Origin of the sequence: Corynebacterium limaceinasi (genome assembly GCF_046717465.1) — a bacterium.
In the GTDB taxonomy this organism is placed as follows: Bacteria; Actinomycetota; Actinomycetes; order Mycobacteriales; family Mycobacteriaceae; genus Corynebacterium.
The window spans coordinates 1,834,881-1,852,273 of sequence record NZ_CP177100.1 but is presented as its reverse complement, the minus strand read 5'-3'; the positions used below and the strand labels follow the sequence as shown (position 1 = coordinate 1,852,273).

17 protein-coding genes are annotated in these 17,393 nt (G+C 56.2%); 4 read left to right on the top strand and 13 right to left on the bottom strand.

Annotated elements, in window-relative coordinates; translation table 11 throughout:
* Positions 1-29 precede the first annotated feature (29 nt).
* From ACLI1Q_RS08995 to ACLI1Q_RS08985, 3 genes are all read left to right on the top strand, one after another.
* Positions 30-1,406, top strand: a complete 1,377-nt coding sequence (locus tag ACLI1Q_RS08995; RefSeq protein WP_239268573.1) for an oxygenase MpaB family protein — start codon at positions 30-32, stop codon at positions 1,404-1,406.
* Between the two features lie 34 nt (positions 1,407-1,440).
* Entirely contained in the window at positions 1,441-2,646 is a 1,206-nt protein-coding gene (locus tag ACLI1Q_RS08990; protein ID WP_239275161.1) for an oxygenase MpaB family protein, read from the top strand.
* Between the two features lie 124 nt (positions 2,647-2,770).
* Positions 2,771-4,144 carry an NAD-dependent succinate-semialdehyde dehydrogenase gene (locus ACLI1Q_RS08985; RefSeq protein WP_239268569.1) on the top strand — a complete coding sequence of 458 codons (1,374 nt, stop codon included), beginning with the start codon at positions 2,771-2,773 and terminating at the stop codon, positions 4,142-4,144.
* A gap of 266 nt (positions 4,145-4,410) precedes the next feature.
* Here the strand turns inward: ACLI1Q_RS08985 and ACLI1Q_RS08980 are convergent, their stop codons facing one another.
* The 6 genes from ACLI1Q_RS08980 to ACLI1Q_RS08955 form a co-directional block, all read right to left on the bottom strand.
* On the bottom strand, positions 4,411-5,511 hold the full coding sequence (locus ACLI1Q_RS08980) for a tyrosine-type recombinase/integrase (protein WP_239268567.1): 1,101 nt from the start codon (positions 5,509-5,511) through the stop codon (positions 4,411-4,413).
* 88 nt (positions 5,512-5,599) lie between these two features.
* Positions 5,600-6,553 carry a P63C domain-containing protein gene (locus tag ACLI1Q_RS08975; protein ID WP_239268565.1) on the bottom strand — a complete coding sequence of 318 codons (954 nt, stop codon included), beginning with the start codon at positions 6,551-6,553 and terminating at the stop codon, positions 5,600-5,602.
* Between the two features lie 768 nt (positions 6,554-7,321).
* Complete coding sequence (locus tag ACLI1Q_RS08970; protein WP_255716714.1) at positions 7,322-7,693, bottom strand: ImmA/IrrE family metallo-endopeptidase; 372 nt, start codon at positions 7,691-7,693, stop codon at positions 7,322-7,324.
* A complete protein-coding gene (locus ACLI1Q_RS08965; RefSeq protein ID WP_411697148.1) occupies positions 7,693-8,313 on the bottom strand; it encodes a DUF3800 domain-containing protein in 621 nt (206 codons plus the stop codon). Before ACLI1Q_RS08965 ends, ACLI1Q_RS08970 begins: the two co-directional genes overlap by 1 nt.
* Positions 8,220-8,636, bottom strand: coding sequence for a DUF3800 domain-containing protein (locus ACLI1Q_RS08960; RefSeq protein WP_302519177.1), 417 nt, complete (start codon positions 8,634-8,636; stop codon positions 8,220-8,222). The genes ACLI1Q_RS08965 and ACLI1Q_RS08960 overlap by 94 nt, the downstream gene beginning before the upstream one ends.
* A 134-nt stretch (positions 8,637-8,770) precedes the next feature.
* Positions 8,771-9,307 carry a hypothetical protein gene (locus ACLI1Q_RS08955; protein WP_239275159.1) on the bottom strand — a complete coding sequence of 179 codons (537 nt, stop codon included), beginning with the start codon at positions 9,305-9,307 and terminating at the stop codon, positions 8,771-8,773.
* A 156-nt stretch (positions 9,308-9,463) separates the two neighbouring features.
* Between ACLI1Q_RS08955 and ACLI1Q_RS08950 the strand changes: the two genes are divergently transcribed.
* On the top strand, positions 9,464-9,685 hold the full coding sequence (locus ACLI1Q_RS08950) for an XRE family transcriptional regulator (RefSeq protein WP_284772327.1): 222 nt from the start codon (positions 9,464-9,466) through the stop codon (positions 9,683-9,685).
* A gap of 216 nt (positions 9,686-9,901) precedes the next feature.
* Here the strand turns inward: ACLI1Q_RS08950 and ACLI1Q_RS08945 are convergent.
* The 7 genes from ACLI1Q_RS08945 to ACLI1Q_RS08915 form a co-directional block, all read right to left on the bottom strand.
* A protein-coding gene (locus ACLI1Q_RS08945; protein WP_284853453.1) for an IS3 family transposase occupies positions 9,902-11,139 on the bottom strand; the annotation gives its coding sequence in 2 pieces (ribosomal slippage) (positions 9,902-10,812 and positions 10,812-11,139; 1,239 coding nt in all).
* A 291-nt stretch (positions 11,140-11,430) separates the two neighbouring features.
* Positions 11,431-12,489 carry a major capsid protein gene (locus tag ACLI1Q_RS08940; RefSeq protein WP_239269781.1) on the bottom strand — a complete coding sequence of 353 codons (1,059 nt, stop codon included), beginning with the start codon at positions 12,487-12,489 and terminating at the stop codon, positions 11,431-11,433.
* 2 nt (positions 12,490-12,491) lie between these two features.
* On the bottom strand, positions 12,492-12,917 hold the full coding sequence (locus ACLI1Q_RS08935; protein ID WP_239269780.1) for a hypothetical protein: 426 nt from the start codon (positions 12,915-12,917) through the stop codon (positions 12,492-12,494).
* Positions 12,918-12,947: 30 nt separating this feature from the next.
* Positions 12,948-13,484 carry a hypothetical protein gene (locus ACLI1Q_RS08930; RefSeq protein WP_239269778.1) on the bottom strand — a complete coding sequence of 179 codons (537 nt, stop codon included), beginning with the start codon at positions 13,482-13,484 and terminating at the stop codon, positions 12,948-12,950.
* A 92-nt stretch (positions 13,485-13,576) separates the two neighbouring features.
* Positions 13,577-14,302 carry a hypothetical protein gene (locus ACLI1Q_RS08925; RefSeq protein WP_349819891.1) on the bottom strand — a complete coding sequence of 242 codons (726 nt, stop codon included), beginning with the start codon at positions 14,300-14,302 and terminating at the stop codon, positions 13,577-13,579.
* The gene (locus tag ACLI1Q_RS08920) at positions 14,303-15,778 is read right to left on the bottom strand and encodes a phage portal protein (protein WP_284772216.1); all 1,476 of its coding nucleotides are present in this window, start codon (positions 15,776-15,778) and stop codon (positions 14,303-14,305) included.
* Complete coding sequence (locus ACLI1Q_RS08915; RefSeq protein WP_239269774.1) at positions 15,775-17,391, bottom strand: hypothetical protein; 1,617 nt, start codon at positions 17,389-17,391, stop codon at positions 15,775-15,777. The genes ACLI1Q_RS08920 and ACLI1Q_RS08915 overlap by 4 nt, the downstream gene beginning before the upstream one ends.
* Positions 17,392-17,393 lie beyond the last annotated feature (2 nt).

The following is a 17,393-nucleotide window of genomic DNA, read 5'->3' as shown; positions in this document are numbered from 1 at the left end:
CCTAATAATAAGGAAGGGAATGAAATACAATGACTGCTCCCACAGATACGTCTGAGGCTGCCAACACGTCGCAGGTGGAACCAAAGGTTCTGCCTATGTCCGATAATCCCTATGAGGATTTCCGCTACTTCTACCGCGATGGCATGGACCTGCGCCCGGCGCCGAAGCGTCGCACCGCGGCCCCAGGCTGGTCCGAGCTGCGACACAATATCTTCGATTCCTGGCACACCGTAGAAGATGAATGGTCTGGCTACGATAGCCTGCAAACCAAGCTTCTTGATGACCACATGTGGCAGACCGATGAGACCGGTGAAAAGCTGGCGCAGGCCTTCCGCCGTGATGGCGCCAAGGAATCGCGCGCCAAGTTTGAGCAGGCGCTTAACCACGGCATCGAGACGGTAGAAGACCCCGCGTCGGAGCTGGTGGACTTCTTCAAAGAGGTAGACCGCATTCCGGAGTGGCTGGATCTTGAGGCCGCAGAGCGCGGCCGTGTGGCCTATTACAACGTCACGCGCACCTCAGAGGTTCTGGCCATCGCCTTCGCATACTGGGCCACCACGATGGAGGACCGCACATCGGCGGCCACGGGCGAGACCGGCATGTTCGAGTTCAAGGCCATGCAGCGCTCCATTGAAACGGCGCAATTCTTCACTGACTTGGGCAAAAAGGACGTCTTTGACCGCTTCGGCGAAGGTCGCAAGGCCGCCGTGCGCGTGCGCTTGCTGCATTCCCAGGCCAATCGTGGCCTAGAAAAGATGTGGGGCAAGGAGCACTACAACGAATTCGGACGGCCGATTGGCTCCAGCTTCCTGGTCTCCGGTGAGGGCTGGTTCGGGATGATGCCGTTGGCCATCGACGAGCGCTTTGGCCGCCCGCACTCCGGCCAGGATTGGGACGATGTGGCCCAGTACTGGGGATACATCCTTTATATGATGGGCGCCGAAGAGCGCCTCATCCCCAAGACTGGCGATGAAATGCGCAAGATGACGGATTATATCTACGCCAATGGCGGGTATTCCTCCACCTATCACGAGCGCGTGGCCACCGCCTTAATGAGCATTCTAGAAACCATCCACCCGCTGGTTCCCAAGATGGCGCTTGGTGCGCTGACCACCATTTGCGGCGTGGAAGATACCAAGTTCATGGTTAAGGGCACGCGCTGGGAAAAGGTGAACTACAAGCCGTGGGCCATCCTGTATCGGGGTGCCGCGCGCGCAGAAGCCAAGGTTGCGCGCCTGCGGGACAAGCTGCCGGGTGCGCAAAAGGCAAAGATTAAGCGCGCCAATAAGAATAAGCCGCCATGGTCCGATGTCACCGCGGTGATCAAGGCACACATCGCGAAAAACGAGCCCGAGACCAAATCCGATTACACGCTGCACGATGACTCTAAAGAAGCTCGCAGCTAACCCATCCCCCATAACATTCTCAGAGGAGAACACCATGACTAACACTATGTCCCTAGGTACCGTCGGCGAGTGGCCTGCTGGCCGCGGCGATAAGGATGAATTCATCGCCACCTTTGGCCAAGAGCGCGCAGACCGCTACCACGAGGCTTTCTGGAAGATGGACCCGGTGGCTGATGCGCTGTTTACCAGCGGCCACACCGTCAAGGAAATCATGCCTAACCTGCGCGATGCCCTCGCGCGCGGCACCGCCAACGAGGACACCTTCCCCGAGGTTGCCGCCCTTATTGAGGACATGACCAAGGCACTTGACGGCATCGACGCCGAAAAGCTGGAGCGCGGCCGCCGCGTCTACCTGTCCATCCCGCCGCTTAGCCACGGCCTGGCGCTGGGCCCGGGCTCGCTGGTCCACACCTATTCCACCCCAGCGATCGCGGACTTGCTGGTCAACACCGGTGAGCTTACCGATGGCGCCGTCAAGCGCCTTGCCTACACCACCAACTGGACCTATTCGCTCTACCTGCCGAATGCGCTGCAACCCGGCGGCGAAGGCTTCATTCACACCGGCATGGTGCGCGCCATCCACGCCCACGTGCGGCGTGTGCACACCCGCAAGGAGCTGGATTACTCCCACTACGGTGCTCCGATCAGCGAGTTCGACATGCTGCGCACCTGGTTTGATTTCACCTACATTCCATACGCTGGCCTGCGCAACATGGGCTGGAAGCTTACCGCAGAAGAAGAAAAAGACGCGTTCTACCTGTGGAAGATTGCCGGGCGCATGCTGGGCATTTCCGCGGACCTTTTCGAAGGCGAAGATGGGGTAGAGGCCTCCCAGGAGACCATGGATGCCATCCACACCGTCGACGGCGAGATCAACGAATCGGCCCGCAAGCTTGTTGATGCCCTCATGGACGGCTTCGTCGTCAACGCCAAGGAGCTCACGGGCATGCCCGATGACACCTTGGCGGACTGGACCGCCGCGCACGTGCGCATCATTCACGGCGATGAGGTCGCCGATGCCTGTGGCGTGGCCGACTCCGTCATGCGCCCCATCCTGCAAATGGAGGCACCGCTGGTGCAGGAGCGCTTTGACCTCCTCCGCCAAGACTCGGAAGCGCTCGAAGCGGAAATCCAGAAGAACGAGGAGGCGGTGCGCCAGATGCTCACCCGCGATGCCACCTATATGAAGCAGGATGAGGGCATCAAGATGAAGGATGGCTCGGTCGTCGCGGCCTCCTAAAACAAATTACCCACTTTCATGGGTGACACGTCACTAGAACTTTAAGTACTCTTGTGGCAGGCGCACACAGACTGTGTTCGTCGCCACATTAGTTCCAAGAATCCAATTAGAAAGGGATCCAATAATGTCCAAGGATTTTGCGGTAACTAACCCCGCTACCAATGAAGTAGTAGAGAAATTCGACACCTTTAGCGATGAGCAGATCCAAGAGGTTCTGGCTAAGTCCAACGAGGCTTTCCAGACCTGGCGCGAGACCCCAATTGAGGAGCGCGCCAAGATTGTGTCCCGCGCCGCGGAACTGCTCAAGGAGCGCAAGGGCGAGCTATCCAAGATTGCCGCACAGGAGATGGGTAAGTCCACCCCAGAAGGCGAGTGGGAAATTAACTTCTCCGGCGACATCCTGCAGTTCTATGCAGACAACGCCCCAGAGCACAACAAGGACCAGCCGGTTGACGTGCCAGGCGGCAAGGCCACCCTCCGCCGCCTGCCCATTGGTACCCTGCTGGGCATCATGCCGTGGAACTACCCCTTCTACCAGGTCGCCCGCTTCGCCGGCCCGAACCTGATGAACGGCAACTGCATCATCTTGAAGCACGCCGAAATTACCCCGAAGTCCGCTGCAGCCATCGAGGAGATCTTCCGCGAGGCTGGCCTGCCAGAGGGCGTGTACATCAACGTGTACGCCGACCACAAGCAGATTGAAGAGATCATCGGGGACAAGCGCGTCCAGGGCGTATCCCTGACCGGTTCCGAGCGCGCCGGTGCCGCCGTGGCCGAGATCGCAGGCCGCAACCTGAAGAAGGTTGTGCTGGAGCTTGGCAGCACCGACCCCTACATCATCCTGGATGCAGCCGATATCACCAAGGCTGCCGAGGACGCTTGGGTCAAGCGCATCGAAAACGTTGGCCAGGCTTGCACCTCCAACAAGCGCATCATCGTCATGGAAGACATCTACGACGAGTTCGTCGATGAAATGGTCCGCATTGCTGAGGGCATGAAGCAGGCTGACCCAACCCAGCCGGGCGAGAACCAGTACTACCCAATGTCCTCCCGCGAAGCAGCAGAGAACTTGGACAAGCAGGTCAAGACCGCTGTGGACAACGGCGCTAAGGTTCGCACCGGCGGTAACCTGCACGAGACCGCTGCGTACTACGAGCCGACCGTGCTTACCGATGTCCCCGTCGGTTCCGACTCCTACTACGAAGAGTTCTTCGGCCCAGTAGCAGAGATCTACAAGGTTTCCTCCGAGAAGGAAGCCGTAGAGCTGGCCAACAACTCCAACTACGGCCTGGGCGGTGCCGTCTTCTCCGATGATACCGAGCGCGCCACCAAGGTTGCTGACCAGATCGAAACCGGCATGATTCACGTCAACCTGGGCCAGTACTTCTCCCCAGTACTGCCATTCGGTGGCGTTAAGAACTCCGGCTTCGGCCGCGAGCTCTCCGTCTTCGCACTGGACGAGTTCGTGAACAAGCAGTACCTCTACATCAACGACTAATTACTCGTTGACGCTCGCTCAGCGCTCCCTGAGCCTGCGGCGAGCGCATAGAGTGCAGTAGGGAAGGGGCCTAGCCTTGATTGGCTAGGCCCCTTTTCCTGTCCCCGTTGTGCTTAACCTGTATCTTCCGCAACCCTCTGAACTCGAGCTGTGTGGCGTATACGAAAAATCCCGCTCAGCGCAATGCTGGGCGGGATGTAGTCTGCTCCTCCAACTGGGGTCGAACCAGCCACCTAAACCCCATTTAACCTGCATAAACACCCTTTTTAAGCCCTACGTGACGACAATTTGACGACATCTGAAATCTTTTCATCCACAGCACTGCCCACCGCCTCCAAATCCTCATCAAACAATTCAGCGTAAATATCAAGGGTCATCGCAGCCGAAGAATGCCCGAGTTGCCTTTGCACAACCTTCACATTCGCCCCGGCGGAAATCATCAATCCCGCCGCCACATGCCTAAGCCCGTGCGGGGTGACTCGCGGAAAATCCGGGTACTTATCCATGCACCTATCCAGTGCGTTGTAGTACCACTTGCCATGCGTAGGCGGCTTCATCGGAGTGCCGTCACGACGCGGCCACAGCAACTCATCCGGCCCCTTACTCTCCATCACAGGGACCAGCATCCGCATCACGGACACGGGCACAGACACTTCCCGCACTTCATGGGTTTTAGGCGTACCAATAATCACCTCACTGCCCACGGTGACCGCATTACGCTCCACGTTGATGCGATTCCGTAGCACGTTCACATCTCGTACCCTGAGTGCTGCGGCTTCACCCCAACGCAGGCCCACGGTGCCAAGCAGCCAGACCAACTCCTGATAGCGTGTGCATTCACTCACCAATAGGCTTAGCTGTTCCGCTGTGAGATACACTTTCCGCGCCGCACCCTTACGCGGTAGTTTCACGCCCCGCGCTGGGTTCTCCCGCACCGCCTTATCCATCACCGCCAGGTCAAGAATCTGCGCCAGCACCGCATGGGCCTGCCTAACCAACGACGCCGACCTATCCAGGCTGGACACCCATGCTTGTACCTCCGAGGGTTTAATGCCGGCCACCTGACGCCCGCCCCACTTTGGTTCCACGTGGTTACGCCACACCGCAAGCATGTCATGCCGCGTCTTAGGCTTCAGGTGAGTCAGGTTCGCCTCCCACGGCACAGCAACCTCACCAATAGTCACTTTGCCGGCGTTGGGGTCTATCCAGTTTTGCTCGTTCATGTGGACGGCGTTTTTGTCAGCCCAGGCTTGTGCTTCATTTTTAGTGCGGAATCCACGCTTGGTGCGATTCCGCCCATCGGGGGAGCGGTACTGCACGCGCCAAGCTTTACCCTTGGCGGTCTTGTATTGCTTGATTGATGCCATAAGACAGACCTGTTCTGTTCTTTAATCGGATGGGGTGATACCCGTCCCGGCACGCGAATTTCACATCTGTAGCGCCAGGGCGGGGTTCTTAAATGTCGAGCATTTGCTGAACTGGAAGATTTCTTGAGTGAACGCGCTCAAAAAGATTCTCAAACTGAACTTTGTCATCGGATGCTTGCATCAGCGTGACTACCTGGTTAATCTGGCGCTCTAAGTGGTTGACCCCAATGTCATCAGTTAAATGCTGATGATGCTTCCGCGGCCGGTTACCCTGCTCATTTTTAGGGTTTAGATCTTTAAGACGGTCTAGGATGCCAGTCGGCATTGGCGTATAGATGTACTTGTTGATGAACTTTCCGACGTACTGCGGGTGGTGATGGTTGCCGGGGACGAATTTCCAGCCCTGCAAGCGGTATATTTCCTTGAAAAACGCCTCGGGAAAAGTGCGAACCCAGGGGCGGAATTCTTCTGCAATGTAGGCATCAAGGAGTCGTTGCAGTTCGTCTTTGGCGCGAGTTTCCTGGTAGCCAGTTGCCTCATCGACTAGAGCGGTGATTCCTACCAGTGCTAGGGCTTTGATGATTCTGCGGGCGGTTTTGGCGATTGGTTTTTGTGTGGTTGTAAGCACGCCGGCTTCTTCTGCGTCGAGGTAGACGTTGCAAATTCTGGGGAGGATTTCGGCGTTGTGTCCGTTGATGACGTTCGGGTTATCCCCGACGCGATAGTCGATTCCAGCGACTGCTTTTTGGAGCTCGGGTGAGATGAATGCGGCTAGGTTGTTTGCTTCTAAGAAGGGTGGTCGATTGTCGTGGCTTGCGCGTCGTCCGCGAGGGGTACGTCCCATGGCGTTCATGATTGAGGATTGGCTGATTACCCGGCGTCCGTCTTCGAGTACGTAGCAGGATAGGTCTGTTCCGGCTATGTTTAGGGTTCCTTGGTGGGTTGCTCGTTCGATTTTTCGTCCCCATCGGGTGTCGGCTGCTTTTTGTCCGGCTATTTTTCGGTAGTTTGGGCGGGGTAGTTTCCCGCTGTGCGTTTCCATAATCGCATATTATCATGCTGGATTTTGTACTGCTTTGGTCATGCTTGTGAAATGATGTTTTGTTGGAAAGTCCCAGTTGGGTTTCTGAGTTTGATCTCGATGCGTTTTTTAGTTCGCATTGCCGATTGTTGGGCCCTCAACCCCCTTGGTGTTCATTTCAGTGAGCACCGGGGGCGGGGATTGCGTTGAAAGCGCATGGCTCCTAATAGATAGAGCCGTTTGGGTCCGCAGCCCGGACAGCGCCCTCTGCTTGAGAGCACAAAGCAGGGTCGTTGATGTATCCGTCTTGGCAGCCGTGATAGGTCTGGATTTCACCCGAAGTCGGATTTCGGGCGCCGTTGGCTGCGGTGCCGTATCCGCATTCTGCCGCCGGCCCTACGCATTCTCCGTTTTCTACTAGACCGGCTTGGCTTTCATTCTCGAGGTACTGCTGTCCTCCGCGGTTGTCAAAACACCATTGGGAGAAGGAGACAGTGCCGTCTGACCATCGAGCGGGCCCAGGGGTGCCTTGGAGGCACTCGACTACGGTCGGTTGTGCCATTTGCGGATTCGCCTCGGGTAAGGCGCTATTGGCAGCAGCAGGTTCCTGTGTTGTGGTTAGGGGTGTGTTGGAGGGGTCCGCGGTTTTGGTCGAGCTGCTGCGTTTGGTACTCGAGGTGCTGAATGTGCTTGAGGTGTTTGAGGACGGCTTATCGGTTGCCGTGGGTTCCTCGTTGGAGGTGCAGCTCGCTAGTGCGAGGACTGCGATGAGAAGAATTGAGAGCTTTTTCATACTGCTGTCTTTTCGTAGATGTTTTGCCAAGTTTTGAGGACTTTGACCGTCACCCCGAGTTCGTTGGCGAGGGTGGCCGGGTGTGGTCCGTAGATTGCTTCTGTGGTGGCGTATTCGGTGGGGGAGACCAGGAGGCGGGCGGCGAACCTGTCGGCGCGTATTTCGTGGGCGCCGTGGTGGCCGGGCGGGTCACCATAATGCGCGTGGCCTAGTTCGTGGGCTAGGGAGCACAGGGTAGTTGTGTCATCCATGCCTACGCGGAGGGTGATGGTGGACCGGTGGGGGAGCCATGCTGCTTTTGGGCCGCCGCGGTGCCAGCGGATTCTATAACCCCGGGCCTCAGCGGATTGTATAAGAGATTCAATCATCAACGATTGCCTCTGATTTGTTCCAGTTTCTTCTGAAGCTCCGGCGAACTAGCGTCAAGCATATTCTGCATCATTTGGTTATTTCTTTGATTTTGCCGGTTTTTCTTAGCTTCGGCTCTAGCTTCAGACTGCCAAAATTTGGTGGTTTTCACTAACTGGTTTGGAAAGCATCGAGAGTCTTTGCTGGGGGAGTTAGACCAGATAATTGAATTGTTAGTCGTTTGGCATAGTGGTGCGAGGTTTTGCCCCATGTCTACGGCCCAACCAAAGGCGGAAGTTTCTGCAAAATGATAGTCCGTTAGTCGGCCAAGTATCGCGCATATCCAATCTGCCAATTGGATTGTTCCGTATAGTCTGCTATCGGCCTGAACAGGTATCTCAATGATGCTTCTATTTTCCTTGTTCTGGCGATAATATATCGTTTTCCCTAAAGTGGCGACGGCCCGTTCACGGTTGTCTGTGTCGGTGGCATCCATGATGACCATTAGTTTTTGGTTTGCTTTAGAAGCGAAGGTTCCGAGTCGGTTTATTGATTGAATGAGACAATGCTCTTCGCGGGCTTGGGAAGTCTCATTGGTTTCTTTGACTGTTCCGATGGGTTTTGTTGACCGAAGAAGAATATCCTTCCGTCTAATTCTCCTAGCTTTCGGAATATACGGTTCATCGCGGGGTTTATTTCCTCGCCATAATTCTCGATGTTTGTTGTGGTGAGAAGTTTTGAGCCTTTCTTCTCCCATCGTTTCGGGTGAACCTTCAAGCGTTCGATTTCCCAGGCAAGTAGGTGCTCTTTTACATATTCGAAGTAGCCACCCATCTGGCGTACATTTTCGGCGGGGAGTATGTATCCGGCGTAACCGAATACGGGGTGTGTGTTGAATTTAGGGTGGTCGTGTCTGATGTAGGGGCCTTGGTGGCCGAATTCATCCAAGTAAGCAATAAGCATAACGTCCTTGAAATGACTCAGCGGCTAGAACATTAAATGCTCTAGCCGCCGGAATGAGCGCGGTACATGTATTTCAATGCCGCCACTGTGTTTACTGATTGTAGCTGACTCCGGCGTTTTTCGCTAACTATGTGTTAGTCAATCAAATCTTCACCTCGTTTTTCGCGTTCTTCTTGTTCGTTTATTGATGAGTCTGCGGCGTATTCGTCGGGGGAGTAGTCAAATTCGCGGACAATGCCGTCATCATCATCTGGCATTGAACCATCCGCGTCGGACACGGGGGCACCCGCACGACGAGCAGCCAGGTCATCGCGTTCGAGCAGGGCACGTGCTGCACCGCCTAGTTCTATCTTGTCGGCGTTGCTTAGGGTGTCTTCGGCCAGGCGATAGACGAGTTCTTCAATGCTGGCTAGCGATAGGAGTTTGGCGCCGCCGTCCAAGAAATCAAAGACTTCATCGCGGGTCAGATTCCCCAGTTCTACTAGAGCTTCGACGGGATTGATGTTTAACCCACGGGATATGGCGATTATGTCCTCCGCTACCAATCCATTTTTCAATCGAAGGTTCACGGTATTTCGTGAGGTTTCGAGAATATCTGCCATGTCTTGGGCGGTGACGCGGTGTCCGGCGAGGCTGGCGAATACGTCTTTTACGTCTGCTGGGGTTGTCATGACTTAAACCCTAGTGCATAAAAATCTTGTCGGCAAGTGGGGGTGTAGCTGGGGAAAGACAAAATGGGTGCCCCCGTGTGAATTGCAACCTTGTCAATCTGGTCAAGAATGACATACTATGTTGTCACACCCGATAAACAGGAGAAAGAAAAGACAATGTTTCTTATCAGTCTTGACGAGTTGGACCGGGTAAAGCGTATTAACCACCTATCAACCGCAGTAGACCTAGCAAACCGCACGGGCCTATCGCGAAACACGTGGAACAGTGCAATCAAGAACCGCCGCCCAACTCCACAAGTGCTCAACGCACTAGCAGAACTAGGAGCGGCACCAGACCGCATCCTCGTCAAACACGACCCAGAAGAACTAGCCGCATAAGAAATGGCCCGGTGCTGGAGCACCGAGCCAAAAAGCAAAGAAACCTATTTAGGAGAGTAACACAATGGATAACGAACTGGTGACTATCCCGGTTCCCGGAACTTCTAACCCCATCATGGCTGTGCAGCACGATGGCACTGAATGGGCAGCAGCAAACCATGTTTGCGACGCCCTCGGAATGGGCCCGAACCCCGGAAAGTGGACACGGGGATTTAATCAAGATGCGATAGTAAGTGTAGCTGATCCGGCGGCTTCGAAGGCGTTCGGCGAGCGATAGCCGCACCACGAGTGCAAGCGCTTGGTGTTGTAGTGCGTGCACCACCGGAACACGTCCCGACGACATACGAGCTGACTTGGGAAAACGGACTCGTCCTGGAGGACTTCCCGTTTCAGCGTGGCGTTGAACGACTCCGCCAACGAGTTGTCCGCGCTCGTCCCGATTGCTCCCATCGACTGGGTGACACCGAATCGTTCACACAGCTTCCGGTATTGCCCAGAGGTATAGACGCTGCCATGATCGGAGTGAAAAATCGCCCCGTCAAGGTTGCCTCGGACCCCGTGGGCCATCGTGAGAGCTTCTTCGACCAACTCCGTGCGCATGTGGTCGGCGATCGCGAAACCGGTCAACTGCCGCGAATAGCAGTCGATGACGGTGGCCAGGTACATATTCGACCCGTCCGCGATCGGCAGGTACGTGATATCGCCGACGTAGATGGTGTTCGGTTTCTCCGCGGTGAACCGGCGTTTCAGCAGGTCGGGCAACTTCGGAGCCCGTTTCGCAGACACGGTGGTCTTCACCCGGCGTTTTTTGGTGTAGCCGAACAGGCCCATCTGGCGCATCAACCTGGCGGTGCGCTTGTGATTGAAAAGGTCGTCGTTGGCTGGATCGGAATTGATGGCCGCCGTCACGCGTTTCGCCCCGTAACAACCGTTCTCGGCCGTGAACACGGCCTTGATCCTCGCTCCCAGCACCGCGTCGTCAAGGACGCGTCGCCGGCGGGCAGGAGCAGCTGATTTCCATTTGTAATACGAGGACCGGTTGATCTTCAAAACCTCACATAACCGCTTGACCTCGTAGAGGCCTCGGTTGTCATCAACGAACCGGAAGCGGTTCACCAGTTCGTCTCTTCCGCGAAATATTTGGCCGCCTTGCGGAGAATCTCTCGTTCCTCCCGGAGCTTGGCGTTTTCGCGTTCCAGCACGCGGATGCGTTCGGCGTCGGAGAGTCCTTCAGCAGGCGTGCGTGCGCTGTTGGCTGCGGCAATGGGGCTGGCGACTTTTTCACCGTTGGCGTTGGTTTTGGTGCCGGTGCCGAAGGCGTCGAGCCAGGTGCGCAGGGAGTTGCGGTTGACCCCGAGATCGGAGGCGATCGCGTTGAGCGTTGCTCCGGGGGTCGACTCGTACAACGAGACTGCGTCGCGCTTGAACTGCTCGGTGTAGGTCTTGCGTGGCATGGTGGAAAGGTACCTCACTTCCCCAGCGAGATGCTGGTTTCAAGGTGTCCACCATCTGGGGGTCAGGTCCCCACGAGAGACAGCGCGGGCAGCCACACGGGCACACACCACACGAACCGCCGCCGGAACTGACTCATCAAAATGCTTACCCAAATAAGCATCAATAGCGACCGTAGCCTCATCAACCATCGCCACAATAAGGCTCTTATCGTCCTCATCCGGCTCAATAGTCAAACGGTCAGTAACGTCAAGAATCGTGCAATATGTGTCCACGTGAACCCCCCAACAGGACTACTTAGCGCTACGGCCAGCCTTCTTCGCCGGACCAGGCTTCACCACGTGAGCAACCATGGCCATATTCGGATTCGTCAGAATCGGCTGCACAGCACAGTTAGCACGCACCCAATACGCCATCGGGTCGTTCTCACGCCAAGCACCGACCGCAATCTGACCAGCACCAGACAGGTTATACTCCGGAGAATTCATCTCCACCGTCTGACCCCACACCGTATAGCCCAGCAGGCCAGACTGAGTCTCCGGCGGCAGGAAGTACAACGTATTCTCATCCAGAATCCGGCGCGCAGCCTTACCATCACGCACCGAACGAGAATACGACGTAATCCCCGGAAGCCCCTGGTCCTGCAGCACAGCGTTAATAGCGCCAGAGGAGACACGAGCCAGCTCGCCGGTGGTATTCGCCGCATCACGGAACTGCTTATTCGTCTGCAGCTTCTGGATGACCTTAGGCGAAGCAATAATCGTACCCGGCTTAGTACCGTTGGCATCCTCGTAGGCCATAGCCCACGAGATGATGTCTTCCAGGGCGCCGGAATCCTGGTCATCCCAGTGCTTCTTCGGGGTGACCTCGAATTCCTCATCGCGGCCAATGCCGGCGTCGACGATGGCGCCGTTTTCCGAATAGCGGACACGGCCGGTGGTGAGGACGTCGCCGCGGGCTACCTCGACGCGGTTGGCGACTGCGCGGACGACCGTCTCGGTGGCCTTGGTCATGTCGTCTTCCTGGAAGCGGGAATCACCCTGGTGGAAGCTGCGCAGCTGGTCCATCTCGTTGATGCGGACCTTCTGACCAATCAGAGGCATCTGCATCATGGCCTTCTGGCCGCCGCCCATGGAGCCAATCGGCGTCTCAGCGTCTGCAGAGCGCACCTCAGCCAGGCGTCCGGTGTCTTGCTCGGTCATCCAGCTGAAGAACACGTCGTTAATTAGCTGGTCTGGGAAGTAAGCAGACAGGGAGCCACCGGCGGCCTGCAGGTCGTTTAGATAGTGGTTTGCGTAGATAGTCAGGTCCTCAGGTGAGAGGACCTCGTTCCAAATTTGCGTCGAACCCATGATTAATCCTCCCGTACGTCGCCGATGGCATCGAAGTTGGTGGAGCCATCCTCATTCCACAAAGAACCGTGCGGTTCGTGCACGAACGTGAATTCTGCGTGGTCGCATTCTGCGATGTTCACGCGATTGTTGGAATCCGGAAGGCGGTCAACGCGAACACGGCCGTGCCAGACAATCGGCACAACCTCGCCTGGGTTATTGTCCTGGTCCGTCAGCAGGAACCCGTCCACGGACTGAGTCTTGGACGTGACTGGCACCCAGTAGTCGCCTTCGCGGTGCAAGGCGGTGCCAGAGGGTAGGACGGACGTGCGAATATGGGTAGTCTTTTCGCCCAGCGTGCCGGTTTCGGCGTTGTCTACTGCGTGGCGAGAGCCCAGCCACGACAGGTCGCTGGGAGAGTAACGGTCAAATTCTGGCCGAAAGTGCATAATATCCCCCGATGATGTGATGAATGCGGACTACGCCCCCTGGCGCTTCTTACGCCTCTGCCACAGCTCCTCACCCCGAGAAATACCCTGATTCGGTGATTCCCAGGTAAGCCGCGACGATGCAGGGGCGGCGGGGGAGTGCTTGCCGATGAGGTCTTTAAGCGTGGATTCAAAATCGTCATCGTCAGCGTCGAGCTTATCAATGGCTGCGCAGAAGCTTTTCGAATCGAATAGTTGCTCTACGTCGCCGCCGAGCCCCGCGATGTGGATAATTAAATCCCGATTATGCTGAGCATCTTCAACCTGACTATGGGCCGTCGAAAGCTCAGCCTGAAGGTCTTTAATCGTGGATTCGAGTTTCTCTTTGTCCGCGGTAAGCTGCTCAACGTCTGCTAGCGATTTTTCTGCCCGGTTTTCCCACGTGCGAGAGTGGGCCCGCATGTCCTCGTACTTTTTACGGTAGTCAGTTGATGCGGTTTCGGTTTCCGCCTTTGCGGCGTTGGTTGCAGTATCCCCGCTGGTGGTTTCCTTTTCGGAATTGTCAGCGTTTGCGTCCTCGTGCGACACAGCGTCCCCCTAAATGTTCAGTTTGTGGACTACGGCCTCATTCATCCCTTCCGGATACAAACCGTAACCACCCCAAAGAATAGCACACCTGTTCATTTCCTAAGGTCACTCACCTGACGCATCGCCTGCAACAACACATCGGGGTCCGTGCTATCAACTTCTTCTTGAGCCTTCTTATAAATCTTTTGCGCTCTAATCGTCGATTCTGGAAGCTCAACATGGCCGCGCTTACGGCAAATCACAAGGCACCGGCAATGGTCATGAAAATGCGCCCCCGAATACCCACCACCAGCAGTCGACTGAGACGAATAATCAAACCCTCGAGACGCCAACAACGTACAAAACGCACACGCCCCAGGATGAGCAACACGAGCCCACGACCCACCGCCTTTCCACGCCGTATGCTCAGTGTTTTTACGCTGCCTGGAATACAACTCATCAGCGACGATGAACCCCATCGAATTCAACGTGCGATTATAACCTTGCTCTTCAAAGAATAACGGTGCGAAATCCTTCGCCATTCGAGCCTCAACCTGCTCGGAATCCACCCGGCGTGGCTTCCATTCCACCGGCCGCATCTCCATGTAGTCTTCTTGTTCTTCTAGCCACGCCATCGTGGCATCAGAAACGGCTGTGCCGTAGGAGTCGATGGCTTCGCGCACCATTTGCCGAAGAAGTTCTTTCTGGCGGTAGGGGTCGGCGGTGATGTCCGGGATGATGAGGGCGCGTGAATTGAGGTCCGTAACGGCTTGGCGAGCTATGGAATCAACGACGGGTGTGATTGAAGCCCAAGGGCGTTGTGGGTCTACCGCGTTCATCTAGCGTGCCTCCTTGGCGTCGTCGCTGGCGTTTTCACGCGGTGACGGTGCCACCCGGTCGGGGGTTTGGTGTGACGATTCGGTATTTTCTTGGTCTTGTGGTGTCGAAGCTTGGAGTACCTTTGCCAACTGGGAGAGGCGTTTACTGCGGTTTTCCTGCTCGATTTGGAGCCGGTCGGCGGCTGAAAAGTGCAGGTTTTTCAGTAGTACCTCGGAATCGGGGGCGAGCACACCGGAAGTAAGCAGCTTTAGCGCCCAGTCGGCGTCGGCGGCCTTGGACGCGGTGGCGGGGTCGCGCCAATCCACTTCGAGCCCGTCGACGAGGCTTTCAACATCGACGTCATTGTCGAAGTCGGAAAGCTGCACGAGTACGCGAGCCAGCTCCAACAGGTCTGGATTCATCAACTCCGTCTTAATCTCTGATGCGCGAATCAATTGCTCTTTCCACACGCGAATCGAGTCACCCGAGGGCGGATTTTCCGTCATGAAACCAAAATACTGGGCCGGAATCTTTGACTCAGAAGCAATCAACTGAGAGTAGGCGCGTACCTGCTCGATAAATGGGGTAGGAGGAGACGATGCGAATTGTCCGACGCTGGGCTGCTTGGGGTCGTCCTCATCGCCGTTGAGGACAAGCATCTTGCCGATAGAAGTCCGCCAGCCCATCTCTACGCGGTCGAACTCCGTCATGCCCTCTGGGTCGTAGCCGAAATCCTCAGGTGAGGCGCCGGTAGCCCATCGCTGTGGGGAGGCATAAAACTCAGAGTTATACTCCATGTTCTCTAACGTGCGGGCAGCTGCATCTGTCAGATACCGCACGGCCGGGGTGATTTCTGACTGACCCGACCAGTGCGATGTGCGCAGGCGATTGCGCAGCCGGAACATAGGGAATCCGCCGCCAGGAACGTCGAATCGCTCCACTGAGCGCACCGTACCCACGTCGGTTGAGTCTTTGGAAATGACAATGACCTCGCCCTGCAGGTAGAGCACCTCGCGGTACACGCCCTCCGAATTAACTCCCGAGCGGCGATACCCGGCCACTGGACCGTTGGTGGCGTCATCCCACAATAGTGAGCCAGACAAAGGCGATACTGACCGCAAGCGGAATACGCCGTGCGGGTCGGGCTCTACAGCTAATAGGCCCAGGCCGAAAATCAGCATGTCCAAAATGGCTTCAGACACTCGAAGCGGAACATTAAACCGACGCGTGACTAGCCGCATCTCCTCGCCATAGTCCGGTGATATGAACCCATCCATGCGTAGCAAATCACCGTAGGTATCTACCACAGTTGCCGGCCATCCGGAAACAACCCCAATATCCGACAATGAGTTCGGCACCGCAACGCCAATGCGCTGCACTCGATGCGTCCCGTCATAGTATGACGCCAGCTGCTTATTACCCTGCCGGTGTCCTGTGACCTCAGTTGTTAATACACTTAGAATATCTTCTTCATTTTGCGTTAGCCCCCGAATCATAAAATGAACGACCCCCTCTTTTTCTTCTTTTTCGTCACCCCGTGCGAGACAGCATCCAAGTAGCACTTATAGGCCATGACTGCGGCATACGCTGCGTCAATTTTATCAGCAGACTCTGGAGACGACTTATAAAGCAAATATCCAGTACGTGTCTCCCTGCGCTTCGCGTTCAAAAGATGTGCGCGCAGGTACGGTCCGCCGTCGTAAGTAATGTCGCGGTTGACTACTGCCTGCCTAAACTCGCTTAGCGATTGGTATACCGCGGCACTTTTGCCCCTCGGCCACGCCATCAACGGATGCGACGAGGTGGCCCGCACCTTAAGCTTCGGGGCGAATTCCGCTTCCCACGCGGAAACATGCTCCGTCCAGCCGGACGGGTCGCAGTACATGCCCACGACACGGTAACGAGAAAAGCAGTCACGCACGACGGCATCAACCTGGCGTGTGTCCGGTTCCCAGACCGGGTCGCGGGGCGTCTTCGACTGCCACACCGCAATCTCGAACAAATGCCCATCTGTCACACGCATGCCAATCAGCGCGGTCGCATCCGCGTTACCACGCACACGGCCTCTTGAGCCGTCAAAGCCCAATACAATCTTGTCGCCTGGCTGGATAGCCTTATCCCTGTCCTCAATGGCATCTACCTCGAGGTGGGAGAGGAAGGAATCGGACGAAGAGACAATCTGATTGAGGTAGAACTGTCGCGCATCAGAAGGGTCAGTCGACGGGTCCCAAATCTCGGTAATGATGCGCTCAATATCCACCCAGCCACCATTATCTCTAGCGGAATCGCCATAAGCATGAACCAGTCCGTGGTAAAGGGAATCATGGTCAGCTAAGTCCGTATCCTCTGGCGCTTCACGGTGGTCCACCAGAATCGTCTCTCGCTTAAGTCGCCCCTGCTTTTGCAGTTCGAGGGCCTTAAACGTTTCCTCAGCAACCGAACCACTGCCTGGTCTATAGGCGTTAGGAGTCTCGATAGAATGACCGCCTAGCTTGCCTGTGTTGCGACGTAGCACTGCAGCTAGCTTCACGCCACCGTTGCTCTGGGTCCACGCTTCGGTCTGGTCGGCAGAAAACCATACAGGCCTGCCGCCTTCTTTTGACAATGCTCCCGCGGTAATGAATTCGATGCGGCCTTTGGGGAGAGCGACAAACGTCTCCATTGGGTCAATGTCGTAGTTTCGCATAGCTGGGCCGTCTCGCAGCATCTCTAGCAGTGGTCCATAGGCATTCTTGGATTGGTCCTCGTTGACCGCGGCAAACTGTACTTTCGGTGTGGTGAATTCAGACCATGGAACCCCCACAGGCTGCCCTGATGCGTCCCACCCGCCGAAGCACACTGGTCCTAGTGCTTCTAGGGCGCCAATAGCTCCCATGATTGGTGACTTACCCCAGCCTTTGGGGCGGGAGAGAATGCCGCGTGTATAGACACGCTGCCCAGTCTCAGGGTCGAGTTTGTAGTAGCGAAGAATAAAGCGAGCTTGTTCAGGCGTGAGTACTAGAGGTTGGTATTCGGCGCAGTCTGGCTGGGCGAGGTTTTCTTCAATCCAGGCGAGGCATTCCCAGCCGAGTGAGGGGAATTCCCCGGGCTCTCGGGGTTTGAATGCCATCG